This window comes from Methylobacterium aquaticum (assembly GCF_001043915.1).
Taxonomy (GTDB): Bacteria; Pseudomonadota; Alphaproteobacteria; order Rhizobiales; family Beijerinckiaceae; genus Methylobacterium; species Methylobacterium aquaticum.
On record NZ_LABX01000106.1, the window covers coordinates 1 to 12,807 of the forward strand.

Annotated in this window: 19 protein-coding genes and 1 pseudogene; 3 read left to right on the forward strand and 17 right to left on the reverse strand. The window is 64.9% G+C overall.

What is annotated here, in order from left to right; translation table 11 throughout:
• Positions 1 to 52 precede the first annotated feature (52 nt).
• The 17 genes and pseudogenes from VP06_RS34085 to VP06_RS36325 form a co-directional block, all read right to left on the reverse strand.
• Entirely contained in the window at positions 53 to 1,162 is a 1,110-nt protein-coding gene (locus VP06_RS34085) for a tyrosine-type recombinase/integrase (RefSeq protein WP_048464470.1), read from the reverse strand.
• Positions 1,163 to 1,182: 20 nt separating this feature from the next.
• Positions 1,183 to 1,350 (reverse strand): annotated as a pseudogene (locus tag VP06_RS38995) (helix-turn-helix domain-containing protein); the annotation flags it as partial.
• Positions 1,351 to 1,551: 201 nt separating this feature from the next.
• Complete coding sequence (locus VP06_RS34970) at positions 1,552 to 2,139, reverse strand: DUF1643 domain-containing protein (protein WP_082167388.1); 588 nt, start codon at positions 2,137 to 2,139, stop codon at positions 1,552 to 1,554.
• A gap of 213 nt (positions 2,140 to 2,352) precedes the next feature.
• On the reverse strand, positions 2,353 to 2,961 hold the full coding sequence (locus VP06_RS37190) for a hypothetical protein (protein WP_063928393.1): 609 nt from the start codon (positions 2,959 to 2,961) through the stop codon (positions 2,353 to 2,355).
• Positions 2,954 to 3,403, reverse strand: coding sequence for a hypothetical protein (locus VP06_RS14420; RefSeq protein ID WP_048464472.1), 450 nt, complete (start codon positions 3,401 to 3,403; stop codon positions 2,954 to 2,956). The genes VP06_RS37190 and VP06_RS14420 overlap by 8 nt, the downstream gene beginning before the upstream one ends.
• Positions 3,403 to 3,786, reverse strand: a complete 384-nt coding sequence (locus tag VP06_RS14425) for a hypothetical protein (RefSeq protein ID WP_156295600.1) — start codon at positions 3,784 to 3,786, stop codon at positions 3,403 to 3,405. The genes VP06_RS14420 and VP06_RS14425 overlap by 1 nt, the downstream gene beginning before the upstream one ends.
• 61 nt (positions 3,787 to 3,847) lie before the next feature.
• Positions 3,848 to 4,324 carry an HNH endonuclease gene (locus tag VP06_RS34980; protein WP_197093210.1) on the reverse strand — a complete coding sequence of 159 codons (477 nt, stop codon included), beginning with the start codon at positions 4,322 to 4,324 and terminating at the stop codon, positions 3,848 to 3,850.
• 60 nt (positions 4,325 to 4,384) lie between these two features.
• Positions 4,385 to 5,833: a hypothetical protein gene (locus VP06_RS37195; RefSeq protein WP_063928394.1), complete on the reverse strand. Its 1,449-nt coding sequence runs from the start codon at positions 5,831 to 5,833 to the stop codon at positions 4,385 to 4,387.
• A gap of 8 nt (positions 5,834 to 5,841) precedes the next feature.
• The gene (locus VP06_RS14435) at positions 5,842 to 6,837 is read right to left on the reverse strand and encodes a hypothetical protein (RefSeq protein ID WP_156295601.1); all 996 of its coding nucleotides are present in this window, start codon (positions 6,835 to 6,837) and stop codon (positions 5,842 to 5,844) included.
• Positions 6,834 to 7,235 carry a hypothetical protein gene (locus VP06_RS14440; protein ID WP_048464475.1) on the reverse strand — a complete coding sequence of 134 codons (402 nt, stop codon included), beginning with the start codon at positions 7,233 to 7,235 and terminating at the stop codon, positions 6,834 to 6,836. Before VP06_RS14440 ends, VP06_RS14435 begins: the two co-directional genes overlap by 4 nt.
• Before the next feature lie 117 nt (positions 7,236 to 7,352).
• Positions 7,353 to 7,484: a hypothetical protein gene (locus VP06_RS38595; RefSeq protein WP_280950211.1), complete on the reverse strand. Its 132-nt coding sequence runs from the start codon at positions 7,482 to 7,484 to the stop codon at positions 7,353 to 7,355.
• A 100-nt stretch (positions 7,485 to 7,584) separates the two neighbouring features.
• Positions 7,585 to 7,998 carry a hypothetical protein gene (locus VP06_RS14445; RefSeq protein ID WP_048464476.1) on the reverse strand — a complete coding sequence of 138 codons (414 nt, stop codon included), beginning with the start codon at positions 7,996 to 7,998 and terminating at the stop codon, positions 7,585 to 7,587.
• Positions 7,995 to 8,204: a hypothetical protein gene (locus tag VP06_RS14450; protein ID WP_048464477.1), complete on the reverse strand. Its 210-nt coding sequence runs from the start codon at positions 8,202 to 8,204 to the stop codon at positions 7,995 to 7,997. The genes VP06_RS14445 and VP06_RS14450 overlap by 4 nt, the downstream gene beginning before the upstream one ends.
• A complete protein-coding gene (locus tag VP06_RS14455; protein ID WP_048464478.1) occupies positions 8,204 to 8,572 on the reverse strand; it encodes a hypothetical protein in 369 nt (122 codons plus the stop codon). The genes VP06_RS14450 and VP06_RS14455 overlap by 1 nt, the downstream gene beginning before the upstream one ends.
• Entirely contained in the window at positions 8,572 to 8,868 is a 297-nt protein-coding gene (locus VP06_RS14460; protein ID WP_156295602.1) for a hypothetical protein, read from the reverse strand. The genes VP06_RS14455 and VP06_RS14460 overlap by 1 nt, the downstream gene beginning before the upstream one ends.
• A gap of 785 nt (positions 8,869 to 9,653) precedes the next feature.
• Positions 9,654 to 9,974, reverse strand: coding sequence for a hypothetical protein (locus tag VP06_RS14465; RefSeq protein WP_048464480.1), 321 nt, complete (start codon positions 9,972 to 9,974; stop codon positions 9,654 to 9,656).
• A 10-nt stretch (positions 9,975 to 9,984) separates the two neighbouring features.
• Positions 9,985 to 10,920 (reverse strand): S24 family peptidase, encoded by a 936-nt coding sequence (locus tag VP06_RS36325; RefSeq protein WP_156295603.1) that lies wholly within the window; start codon positions 10,918 to 10,920, stop codon positions 9,985 to 9,987.
• 6 nt (positions 10,921 to 10,926) lie between these two features.
• Between VP06_RS36325 and VP06_RS36330 the strand changes: the two genes are divergently transcribed.
• The 3 genes from VP06_RS36330 to VP06_RS14485 all read left to right on the forward strand — a co-directional run bounded on the left by VP06_RS36330 (position 10,927) and on the right by VP06_RS14485 (position 12,788).
• Complete coding sequence (locus tag VP06_RS36330; RefSeq protein ID WP_156295604.1) at positions 10,927 to 11,205, forward strand: hypothetical protein; 279 nt, start codon at positions 10,927 to 10,929, stop codon at positions 11,203 to 11,205.
• 137 nt (positions 11,206 to 11,342) lie between these two features.
• Positions 11,343 to 11,699 carry a hypothetical protein gene (locus tag VP06_RS14480; protein ID WP_156295605.1) on the forward strand — a complete coding sequence of 119 codons (357 nt, stop codon included), beginning with the start codon at positions 11,343 to 11,345 and terminating at the stop codon, positions 11,697 to 11,699.
• A 216-nt stretch (positions 11,700 to 11,915) separates the two neighbouring features.
• Positions 11,916 to 12,788, forward strand: coding sequence for a hypothetical protein (locus VP06_RS14485; protein ID WP_156295606.1), 873 nt, complete (start codon positions 11,916 to 11,918; stop codon positions 12,786 to 12,788).
• Positions 12,789 to 12,807 lie beyond the last annotated feature (19 nt).

The window sequence follows — 12,807 nt, forward strand, 5'->3', positions numbered from 1 at the left end:
TAGCGCATCTGGTTTGGGACCGTCAGGTCGAAATCAGGAAGTACCTGGAAAATCAGGCTTTCTTCTTCTCGCTATCTGCGCCGTCGTGGATTTCGTCGGGAGTTGATGCCGACGCGCCCGATCGCGCTGCCTTCTCCATCGCCTCCATCACGTCGCTCTGCATCACGTGGGCGTACTTCGCCGTCGTGGTGATGCTGGAGTGGCGCAGCAGCTCCTTCGCGATCTTCAGGTTGCCGGAGACCCGCAGCACCCGCGTCGCGGCCGTGTGCCGGTTGTCGTGGAAGCGGTAGCCCGGGATCGCCGGCTTCACGTCGCGCGTGAACACGGTCTTCAGCCCCTCGTAGGTGATCGGCCGGCGCTCGCCCTTGTCGCGGCCGCGGAGCGCCTCGTAGGTGAAGACGGCTTCCTTGTGCTGCTCCCGGAGCGGCCACAGCAGTTTCCGGACGCTCGGCGATAACGGGATCGCGGCGAGCTTGTCGCCCTTGCCCAGGATCCAGATCTGCCGGCCACCCCAATCGACGTGCTCCCACCGGAGGTCCACGCACTCGGCCAGGCGGCAGCCGGTGAGCAGGGCGAAGCGCACGATGGGATGGTAGTCCGGCCGCAGGGCCTTGAAGAGGGCCGTCTCCTCGTCGGCGCGCAGCTCACGCACCCGCTCCTGCGGCTCCTTGAGACGGTGACGTTTCCACTCGATCGCAGCGACAGGCTCGTCCCACACCTTTGAGGCGCGCATCAGGATCGAGCGCAACACCTCCATGGTGCGGTTGACGGTTGCAGGCGTGACCGGCTTATCGCCACGGCCAGTCTGCGCCCGACGCTTGGCGACCAGGGTGGCGACGACCGAGCCGTTGATGGCTGAAAGCCGCCTCGTGTTGCCGATCTCGGTCTGCAGCCATCCAATGTGCCGCCAGATGTCGACCTTGGTCTTGGCAAATTGGCCGACCTCCTCCCAATATCTCGTGGCCGCATCGCCAAAGCTGAGAGGCTGGCGCCCTAGCGCGGCGGCTTCTTTAAGCTCCTCGGCTCGCCTTTTGCGCTCGCCTTTCTCGAATGCGTCTGCTTCTCGCTTGTTCGAGCAGCGAGTGGAACCGTGAAATCGATGACCTTGGATCGAGAAATCGTAGAGATAGTACGGCCGGCCCTCTGGTCGGTAGGTGGACATTCCCGCTTCCTCCGATCCTCGACGAACGCCGTGAGGTCGTCAGGGTGGAACATCCGCCGAGGCTTCTGCAAGCCCGTACCCATGGGGATGTAGGCGATTTCGCCGAGGGCTACGTGGCGCGCCAGAGTGCGGGTGCAGATGCCGAGTTGCTCCGCGGCCTCTGCCGACGAGAGGAGCTTCGCGGTCATAGCCGCTTCCCGTGGATGGCCTCCGAGACGCGACCCGGGTTCACGCCGAAGTGCCGGCCGATCTCCGCCTGTGAGGCATCCTCGTGCTCCGCAGCGTACTGGCGGATCTGCTCGGAGAGCGCCGGTGTCATAGATACCGACGTTACCCTGCCTCGCCGAAACGCCGGTCGCCGGCCCAAGTGGGCGGCGAGATCCTGCAGCTCAGGCAGGCGGTGCTGGAGTGCGAGGGCTCGAAGCCGATCGGCGATCTCTGGGATGCGCATTTGCATCTCCTTGGGGTTGGTGGATGGTCCGGCCGGCAGGTGTCAGCCATGGCCGCAAGACGTTGGCGTAGCCCTCCATCTGCGGGTGCAGGGGGTGGCCGTCTTTGGCGATGCCGATGCACATCAGGGTCTTGCCGTCGGCGATCCGGACGACGTCGCGCCACCGCTCCCGCAGGCTACGGGGCAGCTTGCCCAACGAGCCCCACGCCACCACGACGATCTCCGATCCTTGGATGATCGCCCGAAGGTGCGTGTCGTTCTCGGGGCCGATCGGGTCGCTCGCGTCCCGCAGCAGCCGGACATCTTTCGACCGGAAGGCGAATAGGTTTCCGACCACGATGCGGCCAGCACCGGCCAGCCGAGAGAACCCTCGTACCTTCTTGATGGTCTGGTCGTCCTTCGCGGCGTCGGCCGTACTCGGGTTGACCATGATCCATGCGATGGACGGCGCCGCCTGCAGCGCGCCCTCTATCACCCGCTCAAGCCGGTAGCGGTAGAGCCCGCAGGCAGAGATGACAGCGCTCATGACTGCTCACCCTCTCGCGACAGGAGTGCGGCTCTAAGAGGCCGAGCCGGCGGTGGGACTTTCTCGCCTGCTTCCCGAGCCCGCGCCTGCCGGATGGCCTGGCGGATCAGCTCGTCCCGGCAGGCGGAGGTGGCAACAAGGCCGCAGGTCTCGCGCATATGCGGCCAGGCGCGGCGAATGTCGGCGGCGGTGATGGCCGTGCCGTCGTTGGTGTCATGCATCAGGCGCACCCACTAGCGCGAACCGGCCGTCGTCGAACTCGGCCTCTTCGCGTGCCCACCAGCGGCCGTCCTCCCCACGGTAGATGACGACCGTCTCCTCGTCGGTCATGCCGAGGCTGGTCTGGAGCATGACGCCGCGCGCCAGCACCTCGTACACACCACCCGTCTTCAGGTGTCTGACGCGCTCGCGTTTGGCCGGCTCGCTTGACCCGGGCAGCGGCCCGGTCTTCGGTTTGCGCTCCCACTTCGCCCGGATCTGCGGGAGGATCTCCCAGCAACGAGCCAGCTCGGTCTCGGCCTCCTTCAGCATGCCGATGTCGTGAGCGTTGCAGAAGGCAGCGAGCGTATTCATCACGCCGCCCACCTCTTTCGACGCCTCCCCGCACTCTCGGCCGAAGACGTAGTCGACGAGCAGGTGGGCCTCCTCGCAGGTCATCACGCTGGCCTGGACGAGTTCGAGTGCTTCTTCGAGAAAGCGCCGCGACCGCTCCGCACGGTCGAGGGCGACGTCCTTCCCGAAGCAGGCTTCGACCCAAGTGCCGACCCGGCTCTGGTAGGTCTGAGGCAGGTCGTTCTCTGCCAAGTCGGTCTCATCAGACACGGCGGTTCTCCTTCTTTGAGAATGGGCGCTTGGGCCACTTGGTCGAGCGCTTCTCGCTGCGCTCGGGCTGATCTCGGGGCTCACCCTTCGCGAGGAGCCGCTCGCGGAACTCGGCCTGCTGCTCCTGCAGCCGATCGACCTTCGCGATCTTGCCCTGGTCGCCGTCGCGGAGGCTGAGATCGGATGTGCCGCGCCGGCCGGTGGTCTTCTCCCGGTGCGCAGCCTTCGTCATCCAGACGAGGTGCTTGCGGGAGTGCTGGTGCGGCTGGTGCTCGCCGGTCACCGGGTCGATTGGCCGGAGCGCCAGGGCCGGGTTGTGATCGAGCTGCCACTCGACCGTCTCGACCTCGACCGGGATCATCCCGAGCTTGCGCATCAACTCGGCGCAGAGATCCAGAGCGGCGTCACGCTGGACCTTCATCGGAACGGCACGGCGTCTCATCACCGCTCTCCGATGCTGATCAGCCCGTCCTTGACGAGCTTCTTGATGTCGAGCCCCGGGATCACTTCGCTGGAGATCACCTCCATCGCCCGATCGAAGAAGCGGCTCAGGCCCTCCCGGTCGAGTTCCTTCAGCGAGCGCGGGTTGAGGTGAAGGCCGCCGCCCAGCAAGCTCACGCTGTCCGCATGCGCGAGCCGGATCTTTAGGGCCAGCATGAGAGCGTCGGCGTTCGGGTAGTCGTCAGTGTTGTCGGCGACGATGCCGACGATCCTCCAGAGGAGCCGGGCCTGCTTCTCGCTCTGGGGCTCGTGCAGGATGGCCTCGACCGTGCTGCCCATGCCGAACCGGGCGATCTGCTCGGCGTCGTACGCAGAGCATGGCACCAATCCGACTGTCGTAACGCGGAGAAAAACACTCGGGCGATCTGCTGACTGGCGAGCCATATTATGCAACCCTCGCGAACTCTCCGTGAAGCCGTTTGGCGGCTTCTACGTACGCCTCGTGGGCATCTTTTGGGTCATCAAAGCCACCAAGGTAGTAACATTTACCACCCATTCTGATTGATGTTTCCCATTTCCGTGATTTTTTATTCCAGTAAACGCCCTTGTATCCGGATTTATTATTGCTCCTCCTTCTGCTGTTCATCGTACTCTGGGCACTGGTTGCCTGGCGGAGATTATCCCATCGATTGTCGGAACCTATCGAATTTTTATGGTCTATTTCGTCGTCAGGTTCATTTCCCGTCACTAGCTTCCAGATCAGTCTATGGGCGAGAAACAACTCGCCAGAGATCATGATTTGGATATGGCCGCCCGAATTGGCGTGTCCGGCCACAGTTCCGGTGAGACGCGCCCTGTCATTTGGCTTAAGCTCTGGGCGATCTTTCCACCGCAATAATCCAGTTAGCGCATCGTACTCCAAGCACCGCTGAATTTCCTCGACAGGAGGGAGCGGCTTCGACCTGCGAGGCATGGCGCGCTCCTACGCTGCGAGGCCGGCTTTGCGGTCTAGCCAGGACCGCTTCCACTGCGCCCGCACCTCCTCGGAGGCACCGGCGCCATCACGCTGAGCGACGGTCGATCGCCAGAAAGCGTCCGCCTCGTCTCGTGTCATTGCCTTGGAGAGCCCCTCGGCGAGGAAGGCCGAGTAGGCAGCGATCTGGTCGGTCGCGCCTGCGATGGAAGCTCGCTTCGCCTTGAAGGCGTCGGTCAGGCCGGTGATGTCGACCTGGACGAGCTGCCCGGCAGCGACCAACTCCTTGCGGTGACTGCTGGTGGCGTTCCAGGCCGCATGCACCTTCCGGATGTCGGCATCGGTGCTCGCTGCCGTCACCGCATCTCGGAACCAGATCTGGTAGTGGCCGCCGCCCTTGAACTTCTCCGGGATGGCATAGGGATCGGTCGGCGCCGGCTCGATCTTCTTCACCTCGCCGTGCAGCCGCTCGCGCGCCGCGTCGCGATAGCCATCCAGGATCTCGATCTCGACCGCGTCGAGGTGCAGGCTGTCCTCGTGCGTCGCGTCCACGATCTCGTCGATCTCGGCGAAGGTGCGTGCCTCGGCGAACCGCCGCTCCGCATCGCGCAGGAAGGCGCCGGCGTTGAACGGCACGGGACCATCCAGGCTGTCGTCGAGGTCACCGAACGGATCCGGCTCGTCGGAAGAAGTGGGCGCCGAGGTATCAGGCTCAGGGGCACGTGAAACCTCATCCTCGGCGCCCTGAACCGCAGGCGGATCGCCGGCGGTATCGGGGTCATCGGGTTCGTCCGGCCGGCGGCGGCCGCGCGAACGGGCCGGCCAGCCGAGAGCGACGAGACGGGCCTTGGCATGCTCGCGCACCTCGTCGCGCGGGCCTGGCGCCATCGCGTTCAGAGCGGCTTGCGTCTCGGGCGCGAGCATCAGGTCGGTGACGGTGTTGATCGCCGCGCAGGCGTTGATGCGCTGCTTCAGCGCCTCGGCAGGGTCTGCGGCGCCCTGCCGATCGCCACGAGCTTGCGGAGGCTCTTCGGGCTCGGGCGCGGCGTTGTCGTTCGCGTCGGCCTTCCCCTCCTTGAGGTTCTCACTCTCCTCGTCCGAGTAGGCGCCGTGCAGGCCGGCGAGCTTGATGATGACGCGGTCCTTCCCGCGCTTCTCACACATGGCCCAGACGTAGGCGGCCTGCTTGCCCGAGACGCGGTAGTTCACGCCGACCAGGGCTTCGCCGAAGCTCCACTCCTCGATGCCGTCGGGGCGCCGCGCCTTGACCAGCATGACCGCCTCATCGCGGTCGGCCCGGACGACGACCGGCTCGGACCACTGCAGCTTCAGGGCTGCCGAGAGGCGCTCCAGGGCGGCGTGCTTGATCACCGGCGTGCCCTGAACTTCCCAGACGTCCTTCTGCCCGAGCGGCACGCTGTGCGTGGCGAACAGCTTGCGGATCTCATCCTTTGTCATGGCGCGCCTCATGCGGCGGAGGTGACGGCGCGCATCTCGGCGCCGGGCACGGCGATGCCGGCCTCGATGTGGGCGAGGGCGATCTTCCCGACGGCGACCATCACCGGTCCGTTCTCCAGGAAGCGATCGTCGATGTTGAAGTACCGAGCCATGGCGGCGCGATCGGTGATTGTGAACTGCTGCGTGGTGCGCAGGGAGACCTGCCGGCCCCGCGTGCCGGCGCGGCTCGTCAGATCCTCGGTCTTGACGGCCTGGCCGGCTTCCACGGCCTCGGCAGCCTCACGGAGCTTCCGGGCTCGATCGAAGGTCAGCCAGCTCTGCGCGGCTGCGGCGGCGCGCTTGGCGGCGGCCTTGCCGTCATCGACAATCGGCTTCCAAGTCCCATCGACCTTCCGGCCCGCCTCGACGTGCGGCCGCTTCTGCTCCTCGCGAAGCTCCTCGGCCTCCTTGGCGATCTCGGAGAACCGTCCCTTGAAGTCGGCCGCCTTGTCGCCGTCGTCCTTGGTGCGGATCTCGCCGACGCTCGCGATCCAGGCGTCGAACTCTCGGGTCAACTCGTCGAGGGTCTCGCGGAGCATCACCTCGGGCGGAGCATTCGACTGCACCCGATCCGAGACCTGCGGCGCCTGGTTCGGCCACTCGCCGGTTTCCATCCAAGTCTTGTAGCTTGCATTGCTGACAGGATTGCGGGCGAACCAAGCAAATTTGCCTTCGCAGAAATCTTCCTCTTTGTCGGCTGTATCCAGTTTGAATGGATCGTTGTGGCCGAATTTGACCCAGATGCCGGAGCCGTCTTTTGCTGGATAGATAGCGGTCGCGATCAGCGGACCGTTTCGCTTCAAGCGAGAGGCGTAGCGACCGAACATTGCCATGCCGCGCTCGGGCACGTCAGGGATCTTCTCGCCAGCAGCAACCGCCGCAACTGCTGACTGCCACCATCCGTAGCCGTTCCGGGCGACGGATGAGGGGCGGGCGGCGTTCTTGCCGCTCCTGGTCTCGGTCATGACCGTGAGCCCGTGCGGAAGACGACGGCCGAGAGCACCACCATGGTCAGCACGATGACGGTCCAGATGACAACGACGCCCACGATCCGCTCGGACATCGTCGGGCCACACCCAACCGCCTCGGCGGCGGCCAACGGCGTCGACACCATGGTCAGCGCCGCGGCTTGCATGGCGATCCGGTGAGCCTTCGCCGAGCGCTCCGCCCAGACCCAGCCGGATCGGACGTTGAATGCCTCGATCCTGGCCTGAAGCCAGGAGAAGCCTTCCTTGAGATCGGCCGGCCGGATGCCGTGCTCGGCGATCAGGTTTTGGCAGTCGATCGGATCGAGCCGGGCTAGATGCGAACCGGCCAGGAGCAGGCCGATTGCGGTCTCGTCGTGCTTCGTGACAGCAGCCATCTGCCGGTCCTGCTCTCAATGAAAGGGGGAGGGGTGGCCCGCATGACGCGGCGGGCCGGCGCGGCTGAGCGGCCGAGGCCGATCGACGGTCAGTCCTCGACTTCTTCGAGGATTTTCTCACTGAGCTGACGACCCCGCTCGGCTGTAGTCCATCGGGGCGGGATCGTTGGGCAGCGCGATCTGCTTGCCCTCGTGCTTCACGGGGACGTCGATCGACGACCAGTCGGTCGCCTTCTGGACGGGAGCCATGGCGTTCATCGGTAAGCTTTCGATTGTGAAAGGAAGATACGGCGTACCGCGCCGTGCGGTTTACGAGGCTGGTGAGATCGTCAGCCTCGGAACTCGAAAATCAGGCGCCGGGATGCATCTCGGCGATTGGGCCGGTGTACTTCTCAAAGCACCAGCTTTCGACCCAGAAACCGGCGATGATGCCGGCGTGCTCGCAGGCCACGCGCATGTCGATGCGCCGACCGTAGCTGTTGGAAGCAGTCTTCGACGGGTCGTCGAGATCGAGCTGCATCACGGGCTTGGCGAGTACATCCAGCACGACATGCGGGGCGCCTTCGCCGTCGTAAGTGTAGCCGGGGCGCGGGGTGACGAGGTCGCCCGGCTTGAACTGACAGCCGATGCGGTAGCGCTGCTCGATCTCCTTGAGCGTGACGCACAGCACTTCCGGAGACGTGGCGCGGTGATTGCGCTCACCGCGCGATCGACCGCGGCTAGCAGCCTCCAGCATCTCACCGAGATCCATTCCACTGATCATGACAGCTTCTCCTTCTGCCGCAGGCGACGAGCCGCCTCGCGGGTCTGCATGAACCGCTTGACCGGGGTGTAGGGACGCTGGGTCGCCTTGTTCTCGATCACGCGGATGGCGTTGAGCCGCTGAGCGGCCTGGCGGACAGCGTTGCGCCGAGCGCCGCGATATGAGCCGAGCGGCCGCGGCTGGCTCGTCTTCGACTTGTCAGCCATCAGCGCTGTCCCGACCGGTCGAGCGCGATGGCATTGCCTTGGTGCCGGATACGCTGCAGCACGCCACTGGCGACCTGCTGCAGGATCTCGATGGCATACCCAGCATCGGGGTTTTCACCGCTGCAAGTGTCGGTGGCGACGCTGTGAACCAGATTTGCGATCAGGTTGATACGCGCCGAATAGACATCGTCGTCCGACGCGCCGGCGTTCACTGCGACGGCGGTCTGCCGATAGATCGTCGCCTGGGTCTCGAAGGCGAAGACAGCGATGCGAGCATCGAGATCGCCCGAGGCGACGAGATTGTCTGCCTCCGCCTTCTCCTTCGCAAGGCACTCCTCCAGAAATGCCGTGTTGATGCGCTCGTTCATCAGTGCAGCCCTCGCGATGACAGCGCCTGAGCCCGGCTGGCGAGCCACAAGCCCATCTGGTCGAGGTCGTCGACCGTGAGCCCGCGCTCGGCGTAGTGCGCCACTCGGGCCGGTACGCCGTTCTGCAGGTCGCTGATGTGGTGGAAGAGGATCTCGGCCATGTAGGCGCAGACGGCGCTGGTCTGGCGGGGGCCGAGCTGGAGCTGCATGGCGTCGAGCGACGACAGCACATGCGAGAAGCCGTCCGGAATGGTCGGTGTGGACGGCGCGAGGACCGTCGTCGGCGGAGTGTTCATGAGTGCCTCGATCGCCCTGGGAATGCGTCGATGCACGTAGGCTAGGCGAATATCGTCGTCACCGTCAACCCAAACGACGAAAATATCTGTCACGCACCCCGATTTCGTGACGCCTTGCGCAGTCAGGCAGACGGTGCCACAAAAGGGTGAGGCCCGGGGACGGCAATCCCACGGGCCTCGTCAATCGGGCTGGTGCATAGGCGTGTGCTCCCCGACTGGTAACTGAACAATAGCATCTGTGCTCGTTCTGTTCCAGTCCGTAAGTGCATCCAGTGCAAAAATCCGGTCGGCAGGGTTCAGGGACGGCAAGTGCCCTGGGCTGAAATCCGCTCGGCGGGGTTGACGCTGGGGGCGGCCATCCAGGTGAAAGCCTGTGGATGGACAGCGCGAGTACCAGGACGCGAGGCTCCAAACTCGCAGGGCACCGTGAACAAGCACGCCCAGGAGCCGGGGACCACCAGTCCCTCAAGAAGCCCAGGCCACACCCTGGTGGTGATGTGGCTGGCAGGCAGAGCGAAGGCTCCCTTGCCGACGGTAGTGGCCGTGAGATTGCGTTGAGGGCCTGCGGGTCTTTACTCAACCTCTCTCGCGGGCGCTACCGTGGGCAGACACCTTCATCCAGCTAGAGCTAGTACCAGTACATGTTATGAGCGCAGCGACATAACCGATAAAAGATCAAACAAAAAAATAAAAAGGGGTTTCCGATGGGATGGAGTTTCAGGATATAGCACTGATACGACGGTTGTTATTTAAGCATAACACCCTCTACGTTTCAGGATGTAGCGCTATTGCCGGCCGCAATCACGCAGACGGGCCGAGAGATCCTCGAAGGCACGTTGAAACGCACCCGCTTTCTCGACCAGCTCACCCTTGAGCGCGAGCGCGCGGTTCGCGACCTCAGCGTCTTGACCGGTCATCCTCTGGCGGAGCGGCATCAGCGGCGTCTTATCGAGCTGCTCGAAGAAGACCCGGTTCGAGGCGTTGGCCCGGTCGAACGTGTCGGCGAGCTTCGCGCACGTGGCCTTGTCGAGATCGACTTCGGCGGAGGCGGTGAGGGGAGCGCACACGAGGGCGCAGGCGGCGATCAGCGGCATGGCCTGGCGCATCGCGAAAACCTCAGTAGGGGATCGGGTTGATGAAGGCGGTGACGAAACCGAGGACGCGAACCTCACTGGTCTCGTCGAACAGATCGACGTCCTGCGGCAGCACGATCGGCTTGTGACGGGGGTTCGAGGAGCGCGGACGGAAGTGGTACTCGCCGTTCACGAACTCGACCTGCTTCACCGTTCGCTCGAAGGTGCTGTGATCCGACGAGGCTCTCTCCAGGACGACGATCGTGCCCGGCCGCAATGACAGCGGGACGTCGTCATACGCGATCATCCTGATGTAGCCACCGTCGAGAAGGCCGGCCTGGTCCATGCTGTCGCCCCGCACGAGATGCGCTTCCTGGCGCGCGTTCGGAAACCGTGGATCCCTCACGAGAGGAACCACCTCGTCGGTGATGTCGCCGAACTCGTCGCGCTCACGCCAAGCACCCGCTTCCACGATCCCGACCACTGAAAGAGCCCCGTCGTCATGCCGAGAGGTTGTGCCCCCTCTCGATACGAACGCAGGCTGTCCGTTCTCGTTTCGTACCACAAGAGGGCTTTGCGGATCGAAATCGGGATCGTCCACACGATCGCCATTTGGGACGAGGCGGAACAAGTCTTCATTAAAGAAATTGGAAAGAGCGATAAGCGCTTTAGTCCCTGGGACTTTCGTCTTTCCGCCCGTCAGGGTAGTAAGATAGGTGGGAGACTTGCCGATCTTCTTTGATATATCTCGGCCTGACAAACCGCTTTTATCAATTAGTTCAAGGATGCGGCGCACGACCGGCGAGAGTTCGTCGGCGGCTTTGCTTTCGTCAGAGTGGCTTTTCGTCGCGTCGGTCATCGGCGCCACATTACCAAATTCGTTCGGCAACGCTCCTGGCATGATTTTTAGCGGCGGCAGGGCCGGCGATGAAAAATATGCCGGCACCGGGTTGTCGCTGACGGATTTATTCGTCATCATGACCCCATGACCCACACCGCTCGAACCTACGCCGACGCGCTCCGTGACATCGTGATCCGCATGGTCGACGACCATCGCGCGAGACACGGCGGATCGGACAGCGGCATCAGCCGGCAGGCGCTTAAGGACAGCGACTTCATCGGCCGGTTACGGCGCGGCGAGAACGTCACCGTCGAGAAGATCGCTCGTCTGGAACTCTGGCTCAAGGGGCAACCGGGGGCGGTTCCGACGCCTCCCGTGCCGTCTGATCGTCTTCCTTCTGCTGTTTCTCCGGCTGGAGCGTGACGCTCATGGCCTCCTCTGCTTCGGTTGCCGTGTCGGGCCTCGGATCTGTTCCCAGCAGCTCCTGGCCGGTCTCCTCGACCTCGGCTCGTTCCCAGCGAGCGTCGGCCTCTTCGATGTCCACACCATCGGAGATTACCGTGCGACATGCATCCTCGAAGCCCGGACAGTTGTCCGGTGTCGATCGGACGACCGTCGCCGAGCGCATCGTCGCGTTCCTGCGCTCCCGGCACCCGTTCAAGACCGCCGAATTTGCCGCCGCCGAGACGAACCTCAAGGCAGAGACGATCCAGAAGATCCTCGATCGCGTATCGATGCCGAGCGGCGTGACCCTGATCTACCTCGTCGGCGCCTACGGCCCCGAGTTCCTGGCCGCTGCCATGGGCGACCGCGCCCCGCAGTGGCTGACCGCCGCCGGTCAGGACGCCGAACTCGCTCGCCTCGACGCCGAGATGGCTGCGCTCAAGGCGCGCCGAGAAGCCCTCGCCAACCGCTAACTGCGCGGCTCCCCGGCCGCGCCCGCGTTCCTGGAGTTCCCCCATGCCGCACACCGCCGGCCTTCGCCGATCCGTCGCCGCTGTCCTGATCTCGGTCTGCTTCTGGTGGGCCGATCGGAGGATGGAGCAGTCCACGCGCTGGATGGAGCGAGCCCGCAAGGCACGGGCCTGGGGCGAACAGACCGAACCGCAGACGCGCAGCTAAGGAGACGCGCCATGGTAGGACGTAAGCGATTGAGCGAGGCTGAGAAGGCTCGCCGTACCCAGGAGAAGGAGGACCGGGCCGCGCAGAACCGCGCCAGTGCCGCGGTCGAGCGCTTCCCGGAGGACAAGGAGAAGCGTCTGGAGCTGTTCCAGGAGCGCGATGCCCTGGTCACCGAGAGCCACGGCGTGTCCGGGAAGATGTCGGCGCATCAGAAGCGGATGCGCGAGGTGTTCGGCCATCACCCCATGGCGGTGAAGATCCGCGATGCGATGCTCAAGGCGCGGCCCGGCGAGCGCGAGGCGATCGTCGCGCAGGTCCGCCTGATGCTGGAGGATGCCGGCTGCGAGGTGCAGTTCGACCTCTTCCACTCGCAGCCGGGAAAGCCCTCCGAGCAGGACAACGGCAGCGTGTTCGACCGCGGCGCCGCCGGCGAGCGCCAGGGCCAGGAGCAGTTCGATCCGGCCCGCGCGCAGAAGGCCGCCACCGAGACGGCGCCCGAGCCCGCCCCGACGCCCGGCATCCCGCTCGACGAGGCCGAGAAGGTCTTCACCAAGAACCTCGCCGCCGCCGAGGCGAGGAAGGAGAAGGGCAAGGGCGGCCGCAAGGCGAAGGTCGAGCGCACCCCGGCCGACGAGATCCGCGAGGGCACCGCCGAGGCGGACGCGGTCCTGAAGGAGCAGATCGCCAAGTCGGCGAAGCCCGGTCGCGGTCGCAAGCCGAAGGCCGCGAACACCGACGCACCGGACGATCCGCCGCCGGCCGCCGCGGCGCCCGACATCGACGACGATCTCGGCGACCTTGACGATCCGCCGGCCGCGCCTCTGCACGCGAACGACCCGCTGCCCGGCGCCACCAACCATGGCGACTACCGCATCGCGAGCTGACCGCTCGCCACCGCGCCGC

Coding starts and splice junctions, on each gene's coding strand:
- VP06_RS34085 (WP_048464470.1), bottom strand. CDS start 1,162: ATGTCCACCTACCGACCAGAGGGCCGGCCGTACTATCTCTACGATTTC.
- VP06_RS34970 (WP_082167388.1), bottom strand. CDS start 2,139: ATGAGCGCTGTCATCTCTGCCTGCGGGCTCTACCGCTACCGGCTTGAG.
- VP06_RS14420 (WP_048464472.1), bottom strand. CDS start 3,403: ATGAGACGCCGTGCCGTTCCGATGAAGGTCCAGCGTGACGCCGCTCTG.
- VP06_RS37195 (WP_063928394.1), bottom strand. CDS start 5,833: ATGACAAAGGATGAGATCCGCAAGCTGTTCGCCACGCACAGCGTGCCG.
- VP06_RS14435 (WP_156295601.1), bottom strand. CDS start 6,837: ATGACCGAGACCAGGAGCGGCAAGAACGCCGCCCGCCCCTCATCCGTC.
- VP06_RS14440 (WP_048464475.1), bottom strand. CDS start 7,235: ATGGCTGCTGTCACGAAGCACGACGAGACCGCAATCGGCCTGCTCCTG.
- VP06_RS38595 (WP_280950211.1), bottom strand. CDS start 7,484: ATGGCTCCCGTCCAGAAGGCGACCGACTGGTCGTCGATCGACGTCCCC.
- VP06_RS14445 (WP_048464476.1), bottom strand. CDS start 7,998: ATGATCAGTGGAATGGATCTCGGTGAGATGCTGGAGGCTGCTAGCCGC.
- VP06_RS14450 (WP_048464477.1), bottom strand. CDS start 8,204: ATGGCTGACAAGTCGAAGACGAGCCAGCCGCGGCCGCTCGGCTCATAT.
- VP06_RS14455 (WP_048464478.1), bottom strand. CDS start 8,572: ATGAACGAGCGCATCAACACGGCATTTCTGGAGGAGTGCCTTGCGAAG.
- VP06_RS14460 (WP_156295602.1), bottom strand. CDS start 8,868: ATGAACACTCCGCCGACGACGGTCCTCGCGCCGTCCACACCGACCATT.
- VP06_RS14465 (WP_048464480.1), bottom strand. CDS start 9,974: ATGCGCCAGGCCATGCCGCTGATCGCCGCCTGCGCCCTCGTGTGCGCT.
- VP06_RS36325 (WP_156295603.1), bottom strand. CDS start 10,920: ATGATGACGAATAAATCCGTCAGCGACAACCCGGTGCCGGCATATTTT.
- VP06_RS36330 (WP_156295604.1), top strand. CDS start 10,927: ATGACCCACACCGCTCGAACCTACGCCGACGCGCTCCGTGACATCGTG.
- VP06_RS14485 (WP_156295606.1), top strand. CDS start 11,916: ATGGTAGGACGTAAGCGATTGAGCGAGGCTGAGAAGGCTCGCCGTACC.